General features: G+C 61.4%; 17 protein-coding genes. 3 read left to right on the top strand and 14 right to left on the bottom strand.

Annotated features, from left to right (window positions below; genetic code table 11):
* Positions 1-2: 2 nt before the first annotated feature.
* The 5 genes from JQ633_RS22880 to JQ633_RS22860 form a co-directional block, all read right to left on the bottom strand.
* Entirely contained in the window at positions 3-1,625 is a 1,623-nt protein-coding gene (locus JQ633_RS22880; RefSeq protein ID WP_211987338.1) for an amidohydrolase, read from the bottom strand.
* Between the two features lie 64 nt (positions 1,626-1,689).
* The gene (locus JQ633_RS22875) at positions 1,690-2,865 is read right to left on the bottom strand and encodes an ABC transporter substrate-binding protein (RefSeq protein WP_211987337.1); all 1,176 of its coding nucleotides are present in this window, start codon (positions 2,863-2,865) and stop codon (positions 1,690-1,692) included.
* Positions 2,866-2,894: 29 nt separating this feature from the next.
* Complete coding sequence (locus JQ633_RS22870; protein WP_211987336.1) at positions 2,895-4,337, bottom strand: glutamine synthetase family protein; 1,443 nt, start codon at positions 4,335-4,337, stop codon at positions 2,895-2,897.
* Between the two features lie 33 nt (positions 4,338-4,370).
* Positions 4,371-5,729, bottom strand: coding sequence for an aromatic ring-hydroxylating dioxygenase subunit alpha (locus JQ633_RS22865; RefSeq protein WP_211987335.1), 1,359 nt, complete (start codon positions 5,727-5,729; stop codon positions 4,371-4,373).
* Between the two features lie 57 nt (positions 5,730-5,786).
* Complete coding sequence (locus JQ633_RS22860) at positions 5,787-7,472, bottom strand: amidohydrolase (RefSeq protein WP_211987591.1); 1,686 nt, start codon at positions 7,470-7,472, stop codon at positions 5,787-5,789.
* A 218-nt stretch (positions 7,473-7,690) separates the two neighbouring features.
* On the opposite strand from JQ633_RS22860, the gene JQ633_RS22855 reads away from it, so the two are divergent.
* From JQ633_RS22855 to JQ633_RS22845, 3 genes are read left to right on the top strand one after another with little or no spacing between them, the layout of a single operon-like run.
* Positions 7,691-8,014, top strand: coding sequence for a 2Fe-2S iron-sulfur cluster-binding protein (locus tag JQ633_RS22855; RefSeq protein ID WP_211987334.1), 324 nt, complete (start codon positions 7,691-7,693; stop codon positions 8,012-8,014).
* The gene (locus JQ633_RS22850) at positions 8,011-9,264 is read left to right on the top strand and encodes an NAD(P)/FAD-dependent oxidoreductase (RefSeq protein ID WP_211987333.1); all 1,254 of its coding nucleotides are present in this window, start codon (positions 8,011-8,013) and stop codon (positions 9,262-9,264) included. Before JQ633_RS22855 ends, JQ633_RS22850 begins: the two co-directional genes overlap by 4 nt.
* Positions 9,265-9,307: 43 nt before the next feature.
* A complete protein-coding gene (locus tag JQ633_RS22845; RefSeq protein WP_211987332.1) occupies positions 9,308-10,102 on the top strand; it encodes an IclR family transcriptional regulator domain-containing protein in 795 nt (264 codons plus the stop codon).
* Positions 10,103-10,132: 30 nt separating this feature from the next.
* On the opposite strand, the gene JQ633_RS22840 is transcribed toward JQ633_RS22845, so the two are convergent.
* The 9 genes from JQ633_RS22840 to JQ633_RS22800 form a co-directional block, all read right to left on the bottom strand.
* The gene (locus JQ633_RS22840; RefSeq protein WP_211987331.1) at positions 10,133-10,474 is read right to left on the bottom strand and encodes a 5-carboxymethyl-2-hydroxymuconate Delta-isomerase; all 342 of its coding nucleotides are present in this window, start codon (positions 10,472-10,474) and stop codon (positions 10,133-10,135) included.
* Between the two features lie 45 nt (positions 10,475-10,519).
* The gene (locus JQ633_RS22835) at positions 10,520-11,368 is read right to left on the bottom strand and encodes a polysaccharide deacetylase family protein (RefSeq protein ID WP_211987330.1); all 849 of its coding nucleotides are present in this window, start codon (positions 11,366-11,368) and stop codon (positions 10,520-10,522) included.
* A 49-nt stretch (positions 11,369-11,417) separates the two neighbouring features.
* Complete coding sequence (locus JQ633_RS22830; protein ID WP_211987329.1) at positions 11,418-12,272, bottom strand: polysaccharide deacetylase family protein; 855 nt, start codon at positions 12,270-12,272, stop codon at positions 11,418-11,420.
* 47 nt (positions 12,273-12,319) lie between these two features.
* Positions 12,320-13,228, bottom strand: a complete 909-nt coding sequence (locus tag JQ633_RS22825) for an ABC transporter substrate-binding protein (RefSeq protein ID WP_211987328.1) — start codon at positions 13,226-13,228, stop codon at positions 12,320-12,322.
* Positions 13,229-13,294: 66 nt separating this feature from the next.
* Positions 13,295-14,113, bottom strand: coding sequence for an ABC transporter permease (locus JQ633_RS22820; RefSeq protein ID WP_211987327.1), 819 nt, complete (start codon positions 14,111-14,113; stop codon positions 13,295-13,297).
* A gap of 21 nt (positions 14,114-14,134) precedes the next feature.
* Positions 14,135-15,094, bottom strand: a complete 960-nt coding sequence (locus JQ633_RS22815) for an ABC transporter substrate-binding protein (protein ID WP_211987326.1) — start codon at positions 15,092-15,094, stop codon at positions 14,135-14,137.
* Between the two features lie 16 nt (positions 15,095-15,110).
* Positions 15,111-15,881 (bottom strand): ABC transporter permease, encoded by a 771-nt coding sequence (locus JQ633_RS22810; RefSeq protein ID WP_211987325.1) that lies wholly within the window; start codon positions 15,879-15,881, stop codon positions 15,111-15,113.
* Positions 15,865-16,659, bottom strand: a complete 795-nt coding sequence (locus JQ633_RS22805; protein WP_349631592.1) for an ABC transporter ATP-binding protein — start codon at positions 16,657-16,659, stop codon at positions 15,865-15,867. Before JQ633_RS22805 ends, JQ633_RS22810 begins: the two co-directional genes overlap by 17 nt.
* 36 nt (positions 16,660-16,695) lie before the next feature.
* Positions 16,696-18,381: an amidohydrolase gene (locus JQ633_RS22800; RefSeq protein WP_211987324.1), complete on the bottom strand. Its 1,686-nt coding sequence runs from the start codon at positions 18,379-18,381 to the stop codon at positions 16,696-16,698.
* Positions 18,382-18,448: the final 67 nt, after the last annotated feature.

The raw sequence follows: 18,448 nt of genomic DNA, 5'->3' as shown, positions 1-18,448 counted from the left end.
CATCAGTTCGCCATTCCCGCGGCCTTGGACGATTGGGAACCGAGCACGTCGTGCCGGATCGTCCCGCGGACGACCGTCATCAAGACCTTGACCGCCTTCAGGTCGACGGACGGCTCGAACGGATCCCGGTCGAGGGCGATGAGATCTGCGGCCATGCCGGGCTCGAGGACCCCACGCCAGCTTTCCTGTCGCGTGACGTAAGCGCCGCCCTGGGCGTAGCTTCGCAGAGTCTGGCTGCGCGATAGCGCTTCCGTAGCGCCCAAGGGTTTGCCCATCGCGGCCCCGCGATCGATGGCGTTCGCCATGCCGACCCACGGAGAGAAGTCGCCGGTCGGGCAGTCCGAGCTGGACACGTAAGGCACCCCCGCATCGAGGACCGAGCGAGCCGGGTATCTGGTCACTGCATCCGGACCGAACGCCTCGAAAGTGGTGCGGTGCATCACCGACAGGAAGCTCGGTTGCGCGACCACGACGGCCCCGACATTCTTCATCCGGGCAAGCCCGCCTTCCGGTGGGCACGTGTAATGTTCAATTCGATGACGGGCTTCCGGCCGTGGCTTGACTCGCTGGGCCCGCTCATAGGCGGCGATCACCGTCGAGATCGCCCGGTCGCCGACCGCATGGACCGCAACCTGCCAACCATCGAGATGCGCCTCGACAATCGCTCGCTCGAGCTCCTGTTCATCGCGCATGAAAAATCCGGTGCCGCCCACATCGTGATAGGCGGCGCTGACGGCGGCGGTGCGGGCGCCCACGATGCCGTCGGCAAAGAACTTCAACGTGTTCGTTTGCCAATCGGGACTCTGCTGAGGCACCAGCTTGCGCCCGAGCGCCTCTTTCGGATCGAGCCTATACATGAAGCCGAGACGCATCAGCGACCGGTCGGTCCGCAGCAGCTCCCACGTGGCGTGCTCTTCGTCGAAGCCGCTGGTGAAGCCCACTGCAGCTTCGACAGCCGCGGTCAGTCCGAGCTTCATGGCGTCCGCGATCGTTGCCCGAAGTGAATCGGCAACGAGCGCGCGCTCCACCTTCGGCATGTTGCGAAAGACGGCGTCCGCGGCGCTTTCCTTCACGATGCCGTTCAACCGTCCGTCGCGATCACGTCCGAACGACCCGCCGGTCGGATCCGAGATCCCCTCCGCTATCCCCAAGGCGCTCATGGCCGCGCTATTGATGATCGCGGTATGGCCACAAAATCTGCGGATCACGACGGGGCAGTCGGGAGCCGCCGCATCGAGTTCATCACGCGTTGGATAACGATGTTCGGGCAAGCCGTTCTCGTCGAAGCCAACACCCCTGATCCAGTATCCCCTGGATTCGCGCCGTGCCGCGGTGGCAACACTGTCCAACAATCCGGAGAGCGACCGCACCGCCCGTGGATCAAGCGCGAGCTGGAGACGTTCGGCCGCGATCCCGAACAGATGAATATGCGCATCGGTGAGGCCCGGTATGACCGCCGTCCCGCGCAAATCAATCGTGACGTCCGCCGCCGGCGCGTCGCTCTGCGCGCCGATGAAGTCGACGATGCCACATCGGGTCACCAGGGTGTCGACGGGAATTCGGTCGCCTGCGTCGCGATAGATACGCCCATTGATGAAGCGGATTGAATCCGACCGACCAGTCATGCTCGTTTCCCTGCCGGCAAGTATGAGGCCGCCCGCGAGCGCAAGGCTCGCGAGCGACGTGCGATCAGTCTTTCGCCAGACCCCAGTCCGGCTGCGCGTCGAACGTCTGCAGCTCCTTGTTGAGGAGCTTGCCGTCCTGTTTTGCGACTTCGCGCAGGTAGACATTCTGACGAATATGGCGCGTGGCGGGATCGATCGACACAGGGCCACGCGGACTGACCCAGTTCATTCCTTTCACCGCGGCCAGAGCCTTCTCGGGATCCTTCTGGCCGTTCGTCGCCTCGATCATCTTGTAGATCAACCGGGCGCCGTCGTACGCCGCGACGGATGCCATCGTGATTTCATCGGGCTTGGCGCCGACCTTCGCCATATCGGCGAGGAACGCCTTGTTCTCCGGCGAGTCGTGCGAAACCGCGTAGTGGTACGTCGACAGGATGCCGAGGCCGCTATCGCCGATGTTGGGAAGATCCGGCTCAGTCACGACGTCTCCGGTCGACAACAGCTTCACGCCCGAGGCCTTCAGGCCATTGTCGATGTAGGCCTTGACGAACCCGAGGGTCGGCGGACCGGCCGGCAGGAACGTGAAGATCATGTCGGCGCCGGAGTCCTTGATCCTTTGCATGATCGGGCTGAAATCCGTCGTATTCAGCGGCATCCGAATCGCCTCCGCGACGGAGCCGCCCTCAGCCTCGAACGTCTTCTTGAAGGCGGTTTCGGCATCGATGCCGGGCCCGTAGTCGCTGACTGCGATTGCGACCTTCCTGGCTCCTCCGGCCCTGGCGACTTTGGCGGCAGGAACCGTGTTCTGCCACATCGTGAAGGACGTACGCACGATGTAGGGGCTCTTCTCGACGATCGCCGAAGTTGCCGCGTTCATCACCACCATCGGCACCTTTGCTTCCTCGAGAAGGGGAGCAACGGCCATGGCATCGGGAGTGAAGTACAATCCGGCGAGATACTGCACCTTGTCCTTGACGATCAGCTCCTGCGCCAGCGCCTTCGACTTGGCCGGGTTTGGCGATTCCTCATCGCGATAGATGAACTCGACCTGATGATCGCCGACCTTCGAGCCGTGTTCCGCGACCCAGGCACCGATGCCGTACTTGAAGTTCTGGCCGAACAGCGCATAGGGACCGGACATTGTGCCGATGATGCCAACCTTGATCGTGTCGCCCTGCGCCGGCGACATCGAGGCAGCGGCAATTGCAACGGCACCAATAAGTCCGAGCTTCACACTCATGTCACTTCCTTCTCAGCTTCGAAGAGGTGTCAGAACATTTCGAAATATTCGCGCTGCTCCCACTCGGTGACCTCCGACTGGAAACGCTCGATTTCCGCGTTCTTGATGAAAACGTAGTAGTCGACGAACTGCTCCCCGAGCGTTTCGCGGAAGAAGGGATCGTCACGCAATGCAAACACTGCCTCACGCAAGGACTTCGGCAGCAGGTTGGCCTTGGTCTCGTAAGGCGTGTCGGCTGATGCGCCGGGATCGAGTTGCCGGTCGATGCCGTTCAGACCCGCCAGCAATTGGGACGCCATGTACAAATACGGATTCGCCGCGGGCTCACCGATCCGGTTTTCAAGTCGCGTCGCCCGATCGTTCGGCCCGCCGAGCACCCGGATCATGACGCCGCGATTGTCCCGCCCCCAGATCGCCCGATCGGGAGCCAGCGAATAGGACCGATAGCGCTTGTAACCATTGATCGTCGGCGTCGAGAACACCGCCGATGCGCGCGCGTGCTCCAACAGCCCCGCCATATAATGCTTGCCGAGCTTGGACAGGCCGTCCGGCTCGCTCGTCATGAAGGCGTTGGTATGGTCTTTGCGCGAGACCAGCGATTGGTGCAGATGCCAACCGGACGACATCACATTCGGGATGCGCGGCCGGCACATGAAGGTCGCGTGATAGCCGTTGCGATTGCAGATCTGCTTCACCGCGGTCCGGAACAACACCATGGTATCGGCGGGCTCGATCCCGACCGTCGGCTGGAAGACGAACTCGCACTGGCTCGGACCATATTCCACCTCGATCGAACGAAGCGGCAGACCCAGCGCGACGATGTTCTGCCTGATCAGCTCCAGCGCAGGCTCCATCTGGTCGTAACGCTGTTCCGTCAGATACTGGTAGCCTTGCGACAGCAGGCTGATATCCGGCGGCTCACCGGGACGGCCGGGACTGCCGGCATCGGTTGGCGCCAGCCGCGCGTTCTCGATCTTGAAGACATGGCACTCGACTTCGAGACCCGCCTTGAGGTCGTAGCCCCTGTCCGCCAGTTGGCCGAGAACCGATCTGTACAATCCCCTGGAGGCAAACGGCACCGGGCGCCCGTCGGAGAAGTAGAGATCGCAGAGCACCCAACCCGTTCCCGGAGCCCAGGGAAGAATCTTGAACGTCGTTGGATCGGCGACCATGATGACGTCGCCTCCCCCCTGCATCTCGCTCATTCCGAACCCGCCGCCGGCGGTGAACACGGGAAATACGGTGCGGTGAGAGGTGTCCTTGGCCAGTAGCGTCGTCGTAATCGAACAGCCGCTCTCGAGCGACGAAAGCGCCTCGGAGGCAACCAGTGCCTTTCCGCGCAGGATGCCGTGTTGATCCGGGAAGGAGAGCCGGATGGTGTGCAGCTCTCGCTCCTCGGCCAACCGCCGCAAGCGGACGGCAGCCTCCTTCTGCTCCTCCGACCAGAGGCCGTGCTTTTCAACAAAGCTCAACGACGTGTCCTTTCGTGAAAGTGGCTGATCGGATTATTCGGCGGCCGTCAGGTGCGACACCTTCTTGGCGAGCTCTGCGGGGACCGGCGCCACCCAGGGAGCACCGCGACGGCGCTTGACGTCCACTTCCATCCAGTAGGTTTCCCAACCCCTGGTTGGACCGATGCCATCCATGGTCGCCGGGCCCTGAATGCTGCGTGCGCTTGCTGCGTCGAGGAACAACAGCGGCTTGCCGCCGGACGCCACTTTCTCGATCTCCTGGCGAAGCAGCCGCCGGTACTGAATGATCGCCTTGTCCGATTGCCCGAGATGCTCCCGGGTGCGATCCTGGATCGCGCCCATCGACTCCACCGCCCACTGATCGTGGACGTTGATGTCGGCGCCCATGCCGGTGTAGGTCTCGGTGGCCTGCTCGTGCGGATCGAAGCCGTAATCGTTCGACTTGTTCTTTCGCGAGCGATATTCCGGAAGGTCGTACAGTTCGAGCCGCTGCGCGCGCATCTTCGCCTTGTCGACCGGCGCCGAATAGCTGGTGAAGATCGCGTACCAGTAGCAATTCTCGTCGTCGACCGGCACGTGCCATTGGGTGATCGTCATCTCCGTGCTCATGGGGATGACGAATGCATGCGGGAACAGCTGGTTCGTCACGCGGACATGGGTGTGCTGCTCGTCGATCTCGCGCAGCGCAATCAGCCGGAGACCGTATTCGGTATGCTCGACATTGATGATGGGGCGATCGTAGTCGCGCAGAACTTTCGTCATCGGCATTTCGGAATCCGCCGAGGCGCCACGGAACTGCTTGCCGTAGGCGGCCGCCGTATCTTCATCCTCGAAGAAGCGATGCAGGAAGGAGGCGTGGGCCGGATCGATTCCAACCTCCAGCGCCTGCAGCCAGTTGCATTCGATCAGACCCTTGAAGGCGAAGGTGTATTCGCCGGGGGCCGCGAAGCAATCGATCTCCGGAAACGCGGGCGGCTCGCCTTCGCCGAGATAGGCCCAGAGGATGCCGCCCTTTTCGACGATCGGATAGGAACGCTGCTTGATGTTCTTGCAGAGTGACGAGTTTGCGGGTTCGGCAGGGGTCTCGAGGCACTGCCCCGAGACGTCGAACAGCCAGCCGTGGAAGGCGCAACGAAGACCGCCATTTTCGAGCCGGCCAAAGGCGAGGTCCGCGCCGCGATGCGGGCAATCGCGATCGATGAGGCCATACTGGCCTTTCTCATCCTTGAAGAGAACGAGGTTCTCACCGAGAAGCTTGACCGCCTTGATCGGACGGCTCCCTTCCAGTTCGTCGACGAGCGCTGCGGGCTGCCAATACATCCGCATCAGCTTTCCCGCGGGCGCCTTGGGTCCGATGCGGGTAATGAGGTCGTTCTGCTCTTGGCTCATCATGGCTTGGATCTCCTCTCTCCGGCTTCGAGATGCGTCGTCGGGCAAACGAGACGCGGATTAACGCTGAAACACAACCTTGCCGCCGACAATCGTCAGGTCGGCCTTGATGTCCTTGATCTGGTCCTCGGGGATCGTCATGAAGTCCGCCGACAACACGGTGAGGTCCGCGAGCTTGCCGACTTCGATGGTGCCCTTCGTGTCTTCCTCAAACATGTAGTGGGAGGCGGCACTGGTATAGAGCCGCAGCGCTTGCTCACGGGTCACCGCTTCGCTCGCGCCGTAAACGTGGCCGGACGGATCCTTGCGTGTGACCATGATGTACATGTTGATGAATGGATTGATCGTGTTGACCGGGAAGTCGGTGCCGGCGCCGAGGCTGTTCAAGCCGACTTTCTCGATTAGCGTCTTGGTAGGAACAGCGCGATTGGCGATCGCCTTACCCAGGAAGCGCTCGACGGTAGCGGCCTTGTCCCACATGAAGACGTTCTGAAAGTCGACCCTCACGCCGAGGCGCTTTGCGCGCTCCATCTGCTCGGGCAGGATCAGGCTTCCGTGGATCAGGATGAAGCGCCGGTCCTTGATCGACTTCTCCTTGTCGGCCGCCTCGAAGGCGTCGAGCACCTGGTCGATGCCCTTGTCGCCGACGACATGGACGCCCACCCGCCAATTGTAGCGATTGCAGATCGATACGAGTTCCTTGAGGCGCTCGGGCGATTGCTGGGCGATGCCGTGATAGTCGTCATGCGAGTCCGGATAGGCATCACGCATCAGCGCGGTCTTGAGGGTCATTCCACCGTCGTAGAGAATCTTGATGCCGGCGAACTTCAGCCAGTCATCGCCAAAGCCCGACGATGCACCGTTGCCGCGCATGAGCGCTTCCCAACCGGCATTTTCGGGCGGAGGTTCCGGTCGCCACATGACGCCGACCCGAAGCGAGGCTTGCCCCGCAAGCGACACCCGCTGCAATGCCGCGATATCCCTTGGCGGGGTGGCGCCTTCGACGGCACTGGTAATTCCGAAGGAATTCAGCACGCCTTCGGCAATCTTGAACTGGCGAACCTCGTCGTCCGCGGTCCACTGCGGAACGGCCTTTGCGACCCTGTCGATTGCGGTTTCGACCAGCACGCCCGTAAGGTCACCCGCGGCGTCTCGCTCGAATGATCCGCCGGACGGATTGGCAGTGTCCTTGCCTACCCCGGCTTTCTCGAGCGCCATCGAATTGGCCATCGAGAAATGCCCGACGGTGCGGAGGTAGACCGGATTGTTCGGCGCGACGCTGTCGATCTCCTGGCGGGTCAGATAGCGCTTCTCTGCGAGTTGAGACGGCGGATGCCAGGCACTGCCGATGATCCATTCGCCCGGCTTCTTCGTCGCGACGAATTGCTTGATGGCCGCGAGCGCGTCAGGGACCGTCTTGGCCCCGCTCATGTTGACGACGTATTCGGATAGACCCGCCGCTTTGAAATGCGCGTGCGTGTCGATCAATCCCGGCACCACGGTTTTGCCTTGAAGGTCGATGATGCGCGTCTGGCTCCCTGCCAGAGACCGAACCGCGGCCGTCTCGCCGACGGCAAGGATCCTTCCATCGCGAACGGCGATCGCATCCGCCACCTTCGACTGCCCGTCGAGCGTGATGACCTTGCCGTTGATCAGGACGAGCGACGGCGCATTAGCGTCAACCTGCTGGGCGAGCGCCGCACCAGAGGCGAGCAACAATCCCGCAATTGCCGACGTCAGTCGCATCCCCACGGCCGCCTCCACCTGTTCGATGAACGAACAATCGTTCGATTTACATCAGAATGACTCCAATCTCGGCCGAACGCAAGCAAAATGTCTGACGTTGCTGTCCTGAAGCGGAACAAACCAGCAGACTGAGGAGGATATTGAGCATTTTCGGGATTTGATATAACCATTGATCGAACATATGTTCTTTAAACGAACAGAAAATCGATGGAGGGCGGATGACACGGGTGAGATTTGTCCAGCGAGACGGCTCTGAAAAATGCGTCGAGCTTGATCGCGACGTCAGCGTCATGCTGGCGGCCGTGCGAAATGGCGTCAGCGGCATCGACGGTGAATGCGGTGGTTGCCTCGATTGCGCGACCTGTCACGTGTACGTCGATGCGACCCAGGCGAGCTCAGTCCTTCCGCCCAGCGACGAGGAACTCGAACTGCTGTCGGCTGTGTCCGGAGAGCGGAGGCCGAACAGCCGTCTCAGCTGCCAGCTCAAATCGCTCGCAGCGATTGATGAACTGGTGGTCTATGTCCCGGAGACGCAGTCATGAGCGGGCTCCTCATCATCGGGGCGTCTTACGCCGGCGTCCAGGCCGCGCTCACGGCACGTGATGCCGGCTATTCACAGCCTATTACAATGGTCTGCGACGAGGATTGGCTGCCCTATCAGAGGCCGCCGCTTTCCAAGGACTTTCTTCTCGGACGCACCAGCGAGCAAAATCTCGTCTTGCGCGACAATGCCTTCTTCGAGAACAAGCAGATCGAGCTGGTGCTCGGACACAGAGCCGTCGGGCTCGACCTCGGCACGCGACGTGTCACGCTGGAACGCGGCAACGATCTGGCATTCGATCAGTTGGTTTTCGCGACGGGCTCGCGCGCGCGACGGATCGCGATTCCGGGCGCCGATCTCGATGGTGTCTGCTATCTGCGCTCGGCGTCCGATGCGATCGAGTTGAAGGCGCGACTGGCTGCCGCTGCGGAAATCGTCATCGTCGGTGGCGGCTTCATTGGCCTGGAAGTCGCGGCCTCGGCAGCCAAACTGGGCAAGAAGGCCACGGTGGTGGAAGCAAGCAGCCGGCTGCTTGAGCGGGCCGTCTCGCCCATCGTGTCGGATTTTCTACTCGATACGCATCTGCAAGCCGGCGTCGACATAAGGCTCAACGAAGTGGTCGCGTCCTTCGAGGGAGCGAGCCCGCGAGTGACTGGTGTCGTGCTCGACAGCGGCGTCAACATCCGCGCCGATCTGGTGCTGGTCGGCATTGGCGGTATCGCGAATGACGAACTCGCGAGGACGGCAGGCCTCAACTGCACCAACGGAATCGTCGTTGACGAGCATGGACGATCGGCGATGCCGGACATCTTCGCGGCCGGCGATTGCGCCAATCACTTCAACCGGTTCTGCGAAAGCTGGATTCGGCTGGAGTCGGTGCAAAATGCCCAGGATCAAGCCAAGGCAGCGGGGCTGGCCATTGCGGGCAGCCAAGGGCCATACGAGAGCGTACCCCGGTTCTGGTCGGACCAGTACGACGTCAAGCTGCAGATTGTCGGCCTGGCCGGAAAGTATGACCGCAAGGCGGTTCGAGGCTCGGTCGACGCCGGGAAATTTTCAGTGTTCTACTACCGGGACGACCGGCTGGTCGCCGTGGACAGCATCAACCGGCCAGGCGACCAAATGGCCGCCCGACGCCTCATTGCCCGGGGCGTCTCTCCCTCGCCGGAGCAGGCCGAGGACCCGTCCTTCGACCTCAAATCCCTGGTGACAGGCGGAGACAAGGCTGGCGTGTTGCCTCCGGATTTGTGATGGTCCCCGCTTCAGACGCTGACGACAAGGACTGCCCTTCAGAATGCCTCGGCTAAAGCGCACGGAAGAAGAGGAAAAGGCGCGAGAAGGAAGCGAATTCATCGAGACCCTGGACCGGGGTCTCCGTGTAATTCAGTCTTTTAGCATCGATCGGCGTCCCATGACGCTCAGCGATCTCTCCAAGAGCGCGAACCTGCCCAGGGCAACGGTACGCCGCATCCTGCTCACCTTGATCAAATCCGGATTTGTCGTCGGCGATGATCGATTGTTTTCGCTGACGCCGCGGGTGCTCGTGCTGGCATCGGCCTATTTGACATCGAACCAGCTGAGCACGGTCATGCAGCCTCTCATGGACGAGGTGGCCGGAAAGGCAAAGGAGGTTTGCTCTCTTGCCATTCTGGATGGCGACGAGGTGGTTTTCATCGCGCGCTCGAGCCCGGCTCGCGTCTTCTCGACCGGACTGGATATCGGGTATCGGCTGCCGGCATTTTGCACGTCGGTGGGACGCGTGCTGCTCGGCAGGCTCGCCAACGAAGAGCTGACGAAGACGATCGAGGGAATGAAGCTCAACGCCCTGACGCAGAAGACGCTTGTCGACAAGTCGACGGTGATTGCCACGATCATCACCGACCGGACCAGGGGATACAGCCTGGTCGATCAAGAGGCGGAAGAAGGCTTCCGCTCCATCTCCGTGCCGATACACCGCTACGATGGCGCCGTGATCGCAGCGGCCAACATCGGTGCTCATGTTGATCGCATCACCACGGGCGAGATGATCGACCGCTTCCTCCCGCTGCTCAAGGAAATGTCCGTCGCCGCGCAACCCCTGCTCGTCTGAGCGACATGCCGACTCGTGGCAGGGGCGCAATCACTTCAGGCGCTTCTTGTAGGCGACCGGGTCCATATCTCGGACATCCACGCTCAAGCTGACCACATCAGGGCACTGCTCGGCCATGGTCTGCCGGAGCGTCGTACTCAATTCCACCTTTTGCTCAGGCGTTCGGCCGGCCAGCAGATAGACCGACAAATGCACGAAGCTGTCTCGCTTTCCTGCGACCAGGAAATCGCCATAGCCACGTGCGCGGACCTTGACGTCTTCCGCTTTCATGACGCCGGTTCGCCAGGCAGCCTCGAACAGGCGCTCCATCAAGCCGGACACCGCACTCCGCTCGAGCGCTCCCTCGGAATATTCGATCACCAGATGCGGCATCCTATGCTCTTCCCGTGAGTTGTACGCGTGCGCGTGAGGGGGCGCTCATCGCCCGTTCATCGCCGTCGTCCACTTGGCGATCTCGTTCCGGGTGGTGCACCAGACATTGTCGTGGCTTTTGACGTAGTCGAGGCACTTCGCGATCGTGCCGCTCAGGACCGGCCGCCCACCGATATGGCAATGCAGAATGATCTCGGTCCAGCCGGGCGTGCCCTCCTGTCCTTCGCGATAGAGCTGATCGAAGGACTCCTTGAAGCCTTCCCAGATGATCGACGGCGCATTTCGCGGTCCGAGGAAGATCTGCACGTCGTTATGTTGCGCGTTGGTCTGGGGCAGAATCACGAAAGGCCGGCCCCTGACGTGCTGCACGAACGGAATGTCGTCGCTGGCATCGTCACCGCTCCATTGGTAACCCGCATCGCTCAGTAACTCGAGTGTGTTAGCGGACGGACTTGCACCGGGGCTTGCCCATCCCATCGGCATCGAGCCGGTCGCGCCGATGATCGCTTCGGTGGTCCGTCTGATGTCCTCGCGTTCGGCGTCGATCGGCATCGTCGCATAGAGCCGATCGTTCGCCCAGCCGTGGCCGACGATTTCGTGTCCTTCCTTGACGGCAACGTCGAGGAAGTCGGGGTAGCGTTCGGCTGCCAATCCGTTCGTCGATATGTGCGACTTGATGCCGAAGCCGTCGAGCAATTCCAGCAAGCGCCAGCCGCCGGTTTTCGCACCGTACTCTGCATAGGACAGCGAGAGCGGGTTGACCTTTCCCGGTGTGTCCCGCGTTCGGTATTGGGACTGGAATTCGAAGGCTTCAAAGGCCAGCCCAATCGAAAATGCGATGCGCTCGTTGCCGGGCCAACGCCAATCTCTCCGCTGCGGGCCGAATTTTTTCACGTGAACCTCCAGGATGTCGATAAGACGCGGGGTGATGAGGGGAGCGGCTTCAACGGGCTTGCGAATTCAACGCAAGCGTCCAGTTCGCGATCTGGTTTCTGGTGGTGCACCAGACGCCGTCATGACCGGTGAGATAGTCGAGGCACTTTCTGATGGTTCCGGTCAGGACCGGCCGGCCGCCGATCTGACAGTGGAGAATGATCTCGGTCCAACCCGGATGCCCATCGATGCCTTCCTGATAGAGCCGATCGAAGGACTCCTTGAAGCCTTCCCAGATGATGCCCGGGCCATTGCGCGGCCCAAGGAATATCTGCACGTCGTTCTGGTGCGTGTGAGTGTGGGGAAGCATCACCAGCGAACGTCCATCGACGTCCCTGACGAAAGGCAGATCGTCGCTGGCATCGTCACCGCTCCACTGGTAGCCGGCCTCGGCGAGCAACCCCAAAGTATTGGATGACGGCGTCGCGCCGGAACTGGTCCACCCCATCGGCCGCGTTCCCGTGGCCGCTGCAATCGCTTCAGTGGTGCGCTTGATATCCCGACGTTCGATCTCGATGTCGTCGGCAGTGTAGATCCGGTCGTTGACCCAACCATGCCCGGATATTTCGTGTCCCTCTCCGACCGCGGTGGAGAGGAAATCCGGGTATCGCTCGGCGGCCAGTCCATTGGTCGACATGTGCGCCTTGATGCCGTATCCGTCCAGCAGCTCAAGTAGCCGCCATCCCCCGACCTTGACGCCATATTCTGCGTAGGACAGGGAGAGCGGGTTCACCACGCCCGGCGTGTCGCGCGTTCTGTACTGGGACTGAAATTCAAAGGCCTCGAACGCCAGGCCTATCGTGAACGCTACCCTTTCATTCCCTGGCCAGCGCCATGTCCTCTTTCGTGCTCTGAACTTGCTCATCGGCGACTTCCCTGTCTCGTCTTGCTCTTCTTGAGAAGCTGAGGCTGCTACGGCGTATAGATCATCGCTTTGGTATCGACGTCGGCCTTCAGAAGGCCCTCTCGCTTCATCAGCGCCATCGTCTTGTCCAGCTCGGCCAGTTCCAGTTTCTTGGCGACCGGCTGGAAGTTCATCTTGCGGACGACGTCGACCGGCAGCTTGGTGAAACCGGCAACCAGGGCAAACAGTTCGTCCTTGCCGATGTTGGCATCGAACCATTCGCCGCCGCGATTGAGCGCTCGCAGGAAACGATCGATCTTGTCCTTGTTGCCCTGAATGAACTTGCGGGTCGCGACAAACTGGGATGGCTGTACCTGCGGCTGCACTTCCCGGTAGGGAAACGAAACGATCTCCAGTGCGGGATCCTTGCCTGCGGCGATGACGAAGACATTGATCTCGAAAGCGGCATCGATCTGCTTCTGCTTGAGGGCATCGAGCATTTGAGGGAACGCCACTTCCCTGAATGTGATCTTCGACAGGTCGCCACCGGTTTGCCGGATCCATTCGCGAACATAGAGCCAGATCACGTTCTTGTTGGTATTGACCGCGACCACCTTGCCGTTCAGATCCCGCCCGGTCTTGATGCCCTCGCCTTTCCTTGCGATGACCGCCGTCTCGTCGGCCGCCCCATCGGGAAACGGCGCCAGCAGCTGGACATCGATCCCCTGCGCGACGGCCGACAAAGCAGAGACGTTATTGCTGAATGCAATGTCGTACGAACCGCCGACCAATCCGGGGATGCCGATGGCGCCGCCTGCGGTCGGCGCCAGTTCGACATTCAATCCCTCGTCCTTGAAGTAGCCGTTCGCCAATGCGGCATAGAGCGGCGCCAAAACCGACGTCGGAATTACGCTAATTCGCAGCGTCGAGGGCTCCGCGGCGCGCGCGGCGACACCGAGATGGACCAGCAGCAGCACCAGGACGAGACGCATTGCGACGAACATCTTCGCTTCCTCCAGCCCACGACAAATTTCTCAAATCCGCTATGTCTTCCCGATCCAGGGAACGAAACGCGCCTCCAGAACGATGAAAGCCCGGTTGAGGCAGTACCCGACGATGGCAAGGTAGAGCACCGCCGCATACATCAGGTCGGGCCGCAATGCGTATTGCATCTGCACGAGGTAGTAGCCCATGCCGCTGGAGCCTGCGATCATCTCGGCAAGGACGGCCACGACGAGCGTCAGGCTCGTCGCGGTTCTGAGGCCCGCCGTGACCGCAGGAAGGGTCGCGGGCAACACGACGCTGACAAGCGTTCTCAGCCATCCGATCCGAAATGTCCGGGCGGTTTGAATCAGGGTATCGTCGATTGCAGCAACGCCGGAGATGGTGTTGGTGAAAACCGGAAAGAAGCTGGCCAGCGACACGATGAAGATCTTCAACGCGTCATCCACCCCGAGAAACAGGATCAGGGGCGGGATCACGGCGGGCGTCGGTATCGGACGGATGATCTCGATAAGCGGCAGGAGAGCCAGACGAAGCACGCGGCTTTTGCCGAGCAGGATGCCAAGGACCACGCCGACGACGGAACCTACGATGTATCCGATCGCAGCTCGCCGCAAGGTCGAGGCGAGCGCATCCAGCATGTCGCCCCCCGCCAGTTCTCCGACGGCTGCACGCAGGATGGCGGTCACCGGCGGCCAATAGGCGCTGACTACCCAGCCCAGCCGGGCGGATAGTTCCCACAGCGACAGCAGCACGAGGATCAGGAGCAGGCCGTAAAGGCGCACACCGATCAGCTGCGCGGCCCGATTTGTCCGGGCGCCGGTCCGGCTGATCTCTCCGATTGTCCCGATCGTGCTCATCCAGCAGCCTTCGCGAGCGGATTAGAGGGCCAGTGGATCAATGATTTTCGATAGATCGAGCGGCTTGGAGAGCAGCTTGCTATCGACCATCAAATCCATCGTCCTCTTGATCTGATCCAGATCGCTCTTCAGCGGAGCCGCAGGCAGGGCTATGGACTTCAGGATGGACGCGTCGGTCTTGGAGTATCCGGTGATGATGCTGATGAGCGCATCGCTGCTGCGGTTAGCGTTGTACCATTCGGCACCTTTGCGTAGTCCGGCCACGAACTTTTTCATGGTTTCGGGCTTCTCGGCCAGCAACTTCCCGGTGGTGATCCATTGACCGACGTCTACGCCGAGCTGAAGCTCCGTGTACGGGTGCGCCAGTACGCTGATCCCGGGCTTCTGCATCGCGATGATTGAGAACGGCGCGACAAGGAACGCAGCGTCGACGCGCTTCTGACGCAACGCATCCTCAACCTGCGGGAATGGCACTTCCTTGAAGGTCACCTTGCCGGGATCGCCGCCGGTGGCTTTCACCCAGGTCCTTGCGTAAAGCCAGATGACGTTGTTGCGCGTGTTGACCGCGAAGGTTTTGCCCTCCAGGTCCTTTCCGGTCTTGATGCCGGAATCGCTGAGTGCAAGCACCGGCGTCGTATCGGTATCCTTGTCGGTGAGCTTGGTGCCTGGCGCAATCACGCGCACGTCGAGCCCCTGTTGGCTGGCCAGCAGAGCGGAGACGACATTGCCGTATGCAATGTCGAAACTTCCGCCAACCAGGCCCGGGATGCCGGTGGCGCCACCCGTCGAAGGCGTCGTATCGATTTCCAGCCCAAGCTCGCGGAAGTAGCCATTTTGGATCGCCGCAAACATGGGAGCGACATCGTTGATCGGGATGATGCTGACCCGCACCTTCTCGAGTTCTGCCGCTGACGCACTGAGATGGGGCAGGATCATCAGACCCATCAAAGCCAGCCCAGCGGAGAGGATAGTCTTGCGCATGTCGATCTCCCGAGAATCAGGTCCTGCCCCGCCAAGGCACCAAACGCCGCTCGGCAACATCGAACAGCATCATCAGCCCGCCGCCGAGCAGGACGAGCACGAAGATCCAGGCGAACATGTCCCGGATCTGAAATGAACGCTGGAGGTCGAGGATACGAAAGCCGACGCCGTCTTCGCCGGCGAGCATTTCCGCGAGAATGACCAGAACGAGGCCGAGACCGAGCGCGACGCGCATGCCCGCAAGGATCATTGGAAGCGATGCAGGGAGAATGATCGAGAAGATCGTGCGCTGGCGCCGCACCTGAAAGGTGCGGGCTGTTTCGAGCAAGACCGGGTCGAGCCCTCTCACGCCCTGGAAGGTGCTGATCAGGACGGGAAACACCGCGGCCAGCACAACGACGGTTATCATCGTCGCTCTGCCGATCCCCAGAAACAGAAACAGGACCGGCACCAGCGCCGACTTCGGGATCGGACGGATGCACTCGGTGAGTGGCTCGAGGAGTCCGTAAAGAACCTGGTTGGTCGCCATTGCGACGCCGATACAAATGCCGATCACGCAAGCAAGACCGTAACCAACCGCAAAAAGGGCAATGGTATGCAGCAGTGGAGAGAAGACCGCGCCATCTCCAACGAGGTCGACCAGCGAGCGAAGGATCAGCGAAGGTCGCGGCAGAAGAACGGGGTTGATCCAGCCGAGCGCGCCGGCGGTCTCCCAGATGCAGAGGACAGAAGCGGGCGATATCAGCCCCAGGAGGTTGGCGCTAAGGGCCTTAAGCCGCCACGACATGGCCCGATCCCTTTGCCAGCAGCGACGTCGTAAGATGGTGCCTCAGTTTGAGAAAGCGGGGATCCTCGCGGGTCGCGAGCTGATCCCGTGGCCGCGGCAGACCTACGTCGATGATTTCCTTCAGGGACGTCGGCCTTGCACTCAAGACCGCGACCCGATCGGCGAGGAAGATTGCTTCCTCCACGTCGTGAGTGACGAGTATCGCGGTGAACTTCCGCCGCTCCCAGAGTTGCAGGACCAGGGTTTGCAGTTCCATGCGCGTCAGCGCATCAACCGCGCTGAAGGGCTCGTCCAGCAGGAGAACTTGCGGATCGGCCGCCAGGGCGCGCGCGATGGCGACGCGCTGTTGCATGCCGCCAGAGAGTTGCCAGGGATAGCTGTTTTCGAATCCGCTCAGCCCGACCTGCCGCAGGTAGTCCTCACAGCGGGCCCGCAGTTCCGCGCGCTGGCTTCGCGGAGCGCCCTCGAGGGGGAACATCACGTTGTCGATGACCGTTCGCCACGCAAACAGCGATTTGGCGTACTGCTGAAACAGGTAGATCACACCCGGCGGCGGCGCCGAGACGGTGTTTCCACCAAGCTGAACCTTGCCCTTGGTTGGGGGTATGAGACCTGCAGCCATCTTGAGCAGGGTCGACTTGCCGCAGCCGGACGGCCCGACGATGGCGAGGAATTCGGACGGAGAGGCTTCGAGCGTGATGTCGTCAAACGCGACGAAATCGGCTCCAGCACTCTCATAGACCTTCGTTACGTGCTCGAACCCAAGCCTTTCGCTCACATCGCACCTTCCCTTCTGAGAGTCTCGATGCCCGCCTTACTTCCTGGCCTTTCGGTCGTAGACGGTTCGCCCTTCAACGATCGTCCGGACGGCCGTGATGTCCTTTATGCTTTCCTCCGGGACCGTCATAATGTCGTCTGACAGAACAACCATGTCGGCATATTTGCCCGGCTCAATCGACCCGACCTTATCCTCCGCGAATGAATATCGGGACGCGGAACTGGTGTAGAGCCTGATCGCTTCCTCACGGCCGATTCGCTCGCCGGCACCGTAGACATTGCCGTTCTTGTCGCGGCGCGTCACCATGACGTACATGTTGACGAACGGATTGAGGAGATTGATCGGATAGTCCGTTCCTTGCGCGACCGCATTCAGGCCCATGACATCGATCATCGTTCGCATCGGGAACGCCCGGTCGGCGGTGTCCTTGCCGAGGAATTTCGCGACGACGGCCGCCTTGTCCCAAAGGAACGATGTTTGCGCGTCGACGCGCACGTCGAGTTTTTGTGCACGTTGCATCTGGTCCGGTCGCATCAGGCTGCCATGGATGACAATGAAGCGCCTGCCCTTGATGGACCGTTCCGCGTCCGCGAGTTCATAGGCATCGAGAACGCGATCGATGGCGGCGTCGCCCACCGCGTGGACGCCAACACGCCAACCGTAGCGGTTGGCGGTCGCGACGAGGGCGTTGAACCTGGACGGCTCGATGACGATGGTGCCCTTGTAGTCGCGATCGTCGGGATAGCCGTCCCGCATCGCGGCGGTTCGCAGCGTCATGCCTCCGTCGATCTGCAGCTTGACGCCGGAATAGCTGAGCCAGTCATCGCCGAAGTCCGAAGCCGCACCGATCCGCGAGAAGAACAGCTCCCATTCCTCGACGGTCATGCTGGGATTGAGGCCGCCGGTCGGTGTGTACATCGCGCTGATGCGCAATGATGCCGTCCCGTCTTGTCGAACCCGCTGATGCGCGCGGAACGTCGCCGGATCGACCGCCGCGCTGATCGCGGAGGTGAGGCCGAATTGATTGAAGTATCGCATCGCGAACTTCATCTGCTCGTCCCGTTCCTCATCCGACCAGTCCGGAAGAAGATCATGAACGAGGTCTTCCGCCGCCTCCTCCAGAGTTCCGTTCGGCTCGCCGGTGGTCTTGTCGCGATGGATGATTCCGCCGTCCGGATCGGGCGTGTCCCTGGTTATTCCAGCGAGCGCCAAGGCCTCCGAATTGACGAGAGTGAAGTGGCCGATCGGCAAGCACACCGGATTGCTGGGAGCGGCGCGGTCGAGTTCCTCGCGCGTCAGAAACCGCTTCTCGGCCAACTGCGAGACCGGATGCCACTGCGCACCGCGGACCCATCGCCCCTTCGGCAGTTTGGCCGCGTGCTCGGTAATCCTCGCCAACGCCTGCTCGACCGTCGCGACGTCGTTCAGTTGCACCGTGTATTTGATCAGCCCCGCACGTTCGACATGGGCATGGGTGTCGATAAGGCCCGGCAGAACGGTGCGCCCATCCAGATCGACCACGACCGTATCCGGACCTGCAAGTGCCGAAATCTCGTCGGTTTGGCCGACGGCGACAAAGCGTCCGTCCCGGATCGCAACTGCGCTCGCCACCCCGAAATGGGCATCGACCGTGAGAAACTTGCCGTTGGTGTAAATCGCGTCGGGAGCGCTGGCGGGATGGCTACGGCTTGCGCCTGCGGCGCCCAAGGCACGAGAACCCATTTCGCTTCCCTTCCGCAATTGTTCGTCTATCGAACGTTCGTTCGTTGATTTTAGAATTCTTATGCCT

Source organism: Bradyrhizobium tropiciagri (assembly GCF_018130505.1).
Lineage (GTDB): Bacteria > Pseudomonadota > Alphaproteobacteria > Rhizobiales > Xanthobacteraceae > Bradyrhizobium > Bradyrhizobium tropiciagri_B.
This window is presented reverse-complemented; position numbering and strand designations above follow the sequence as displayed.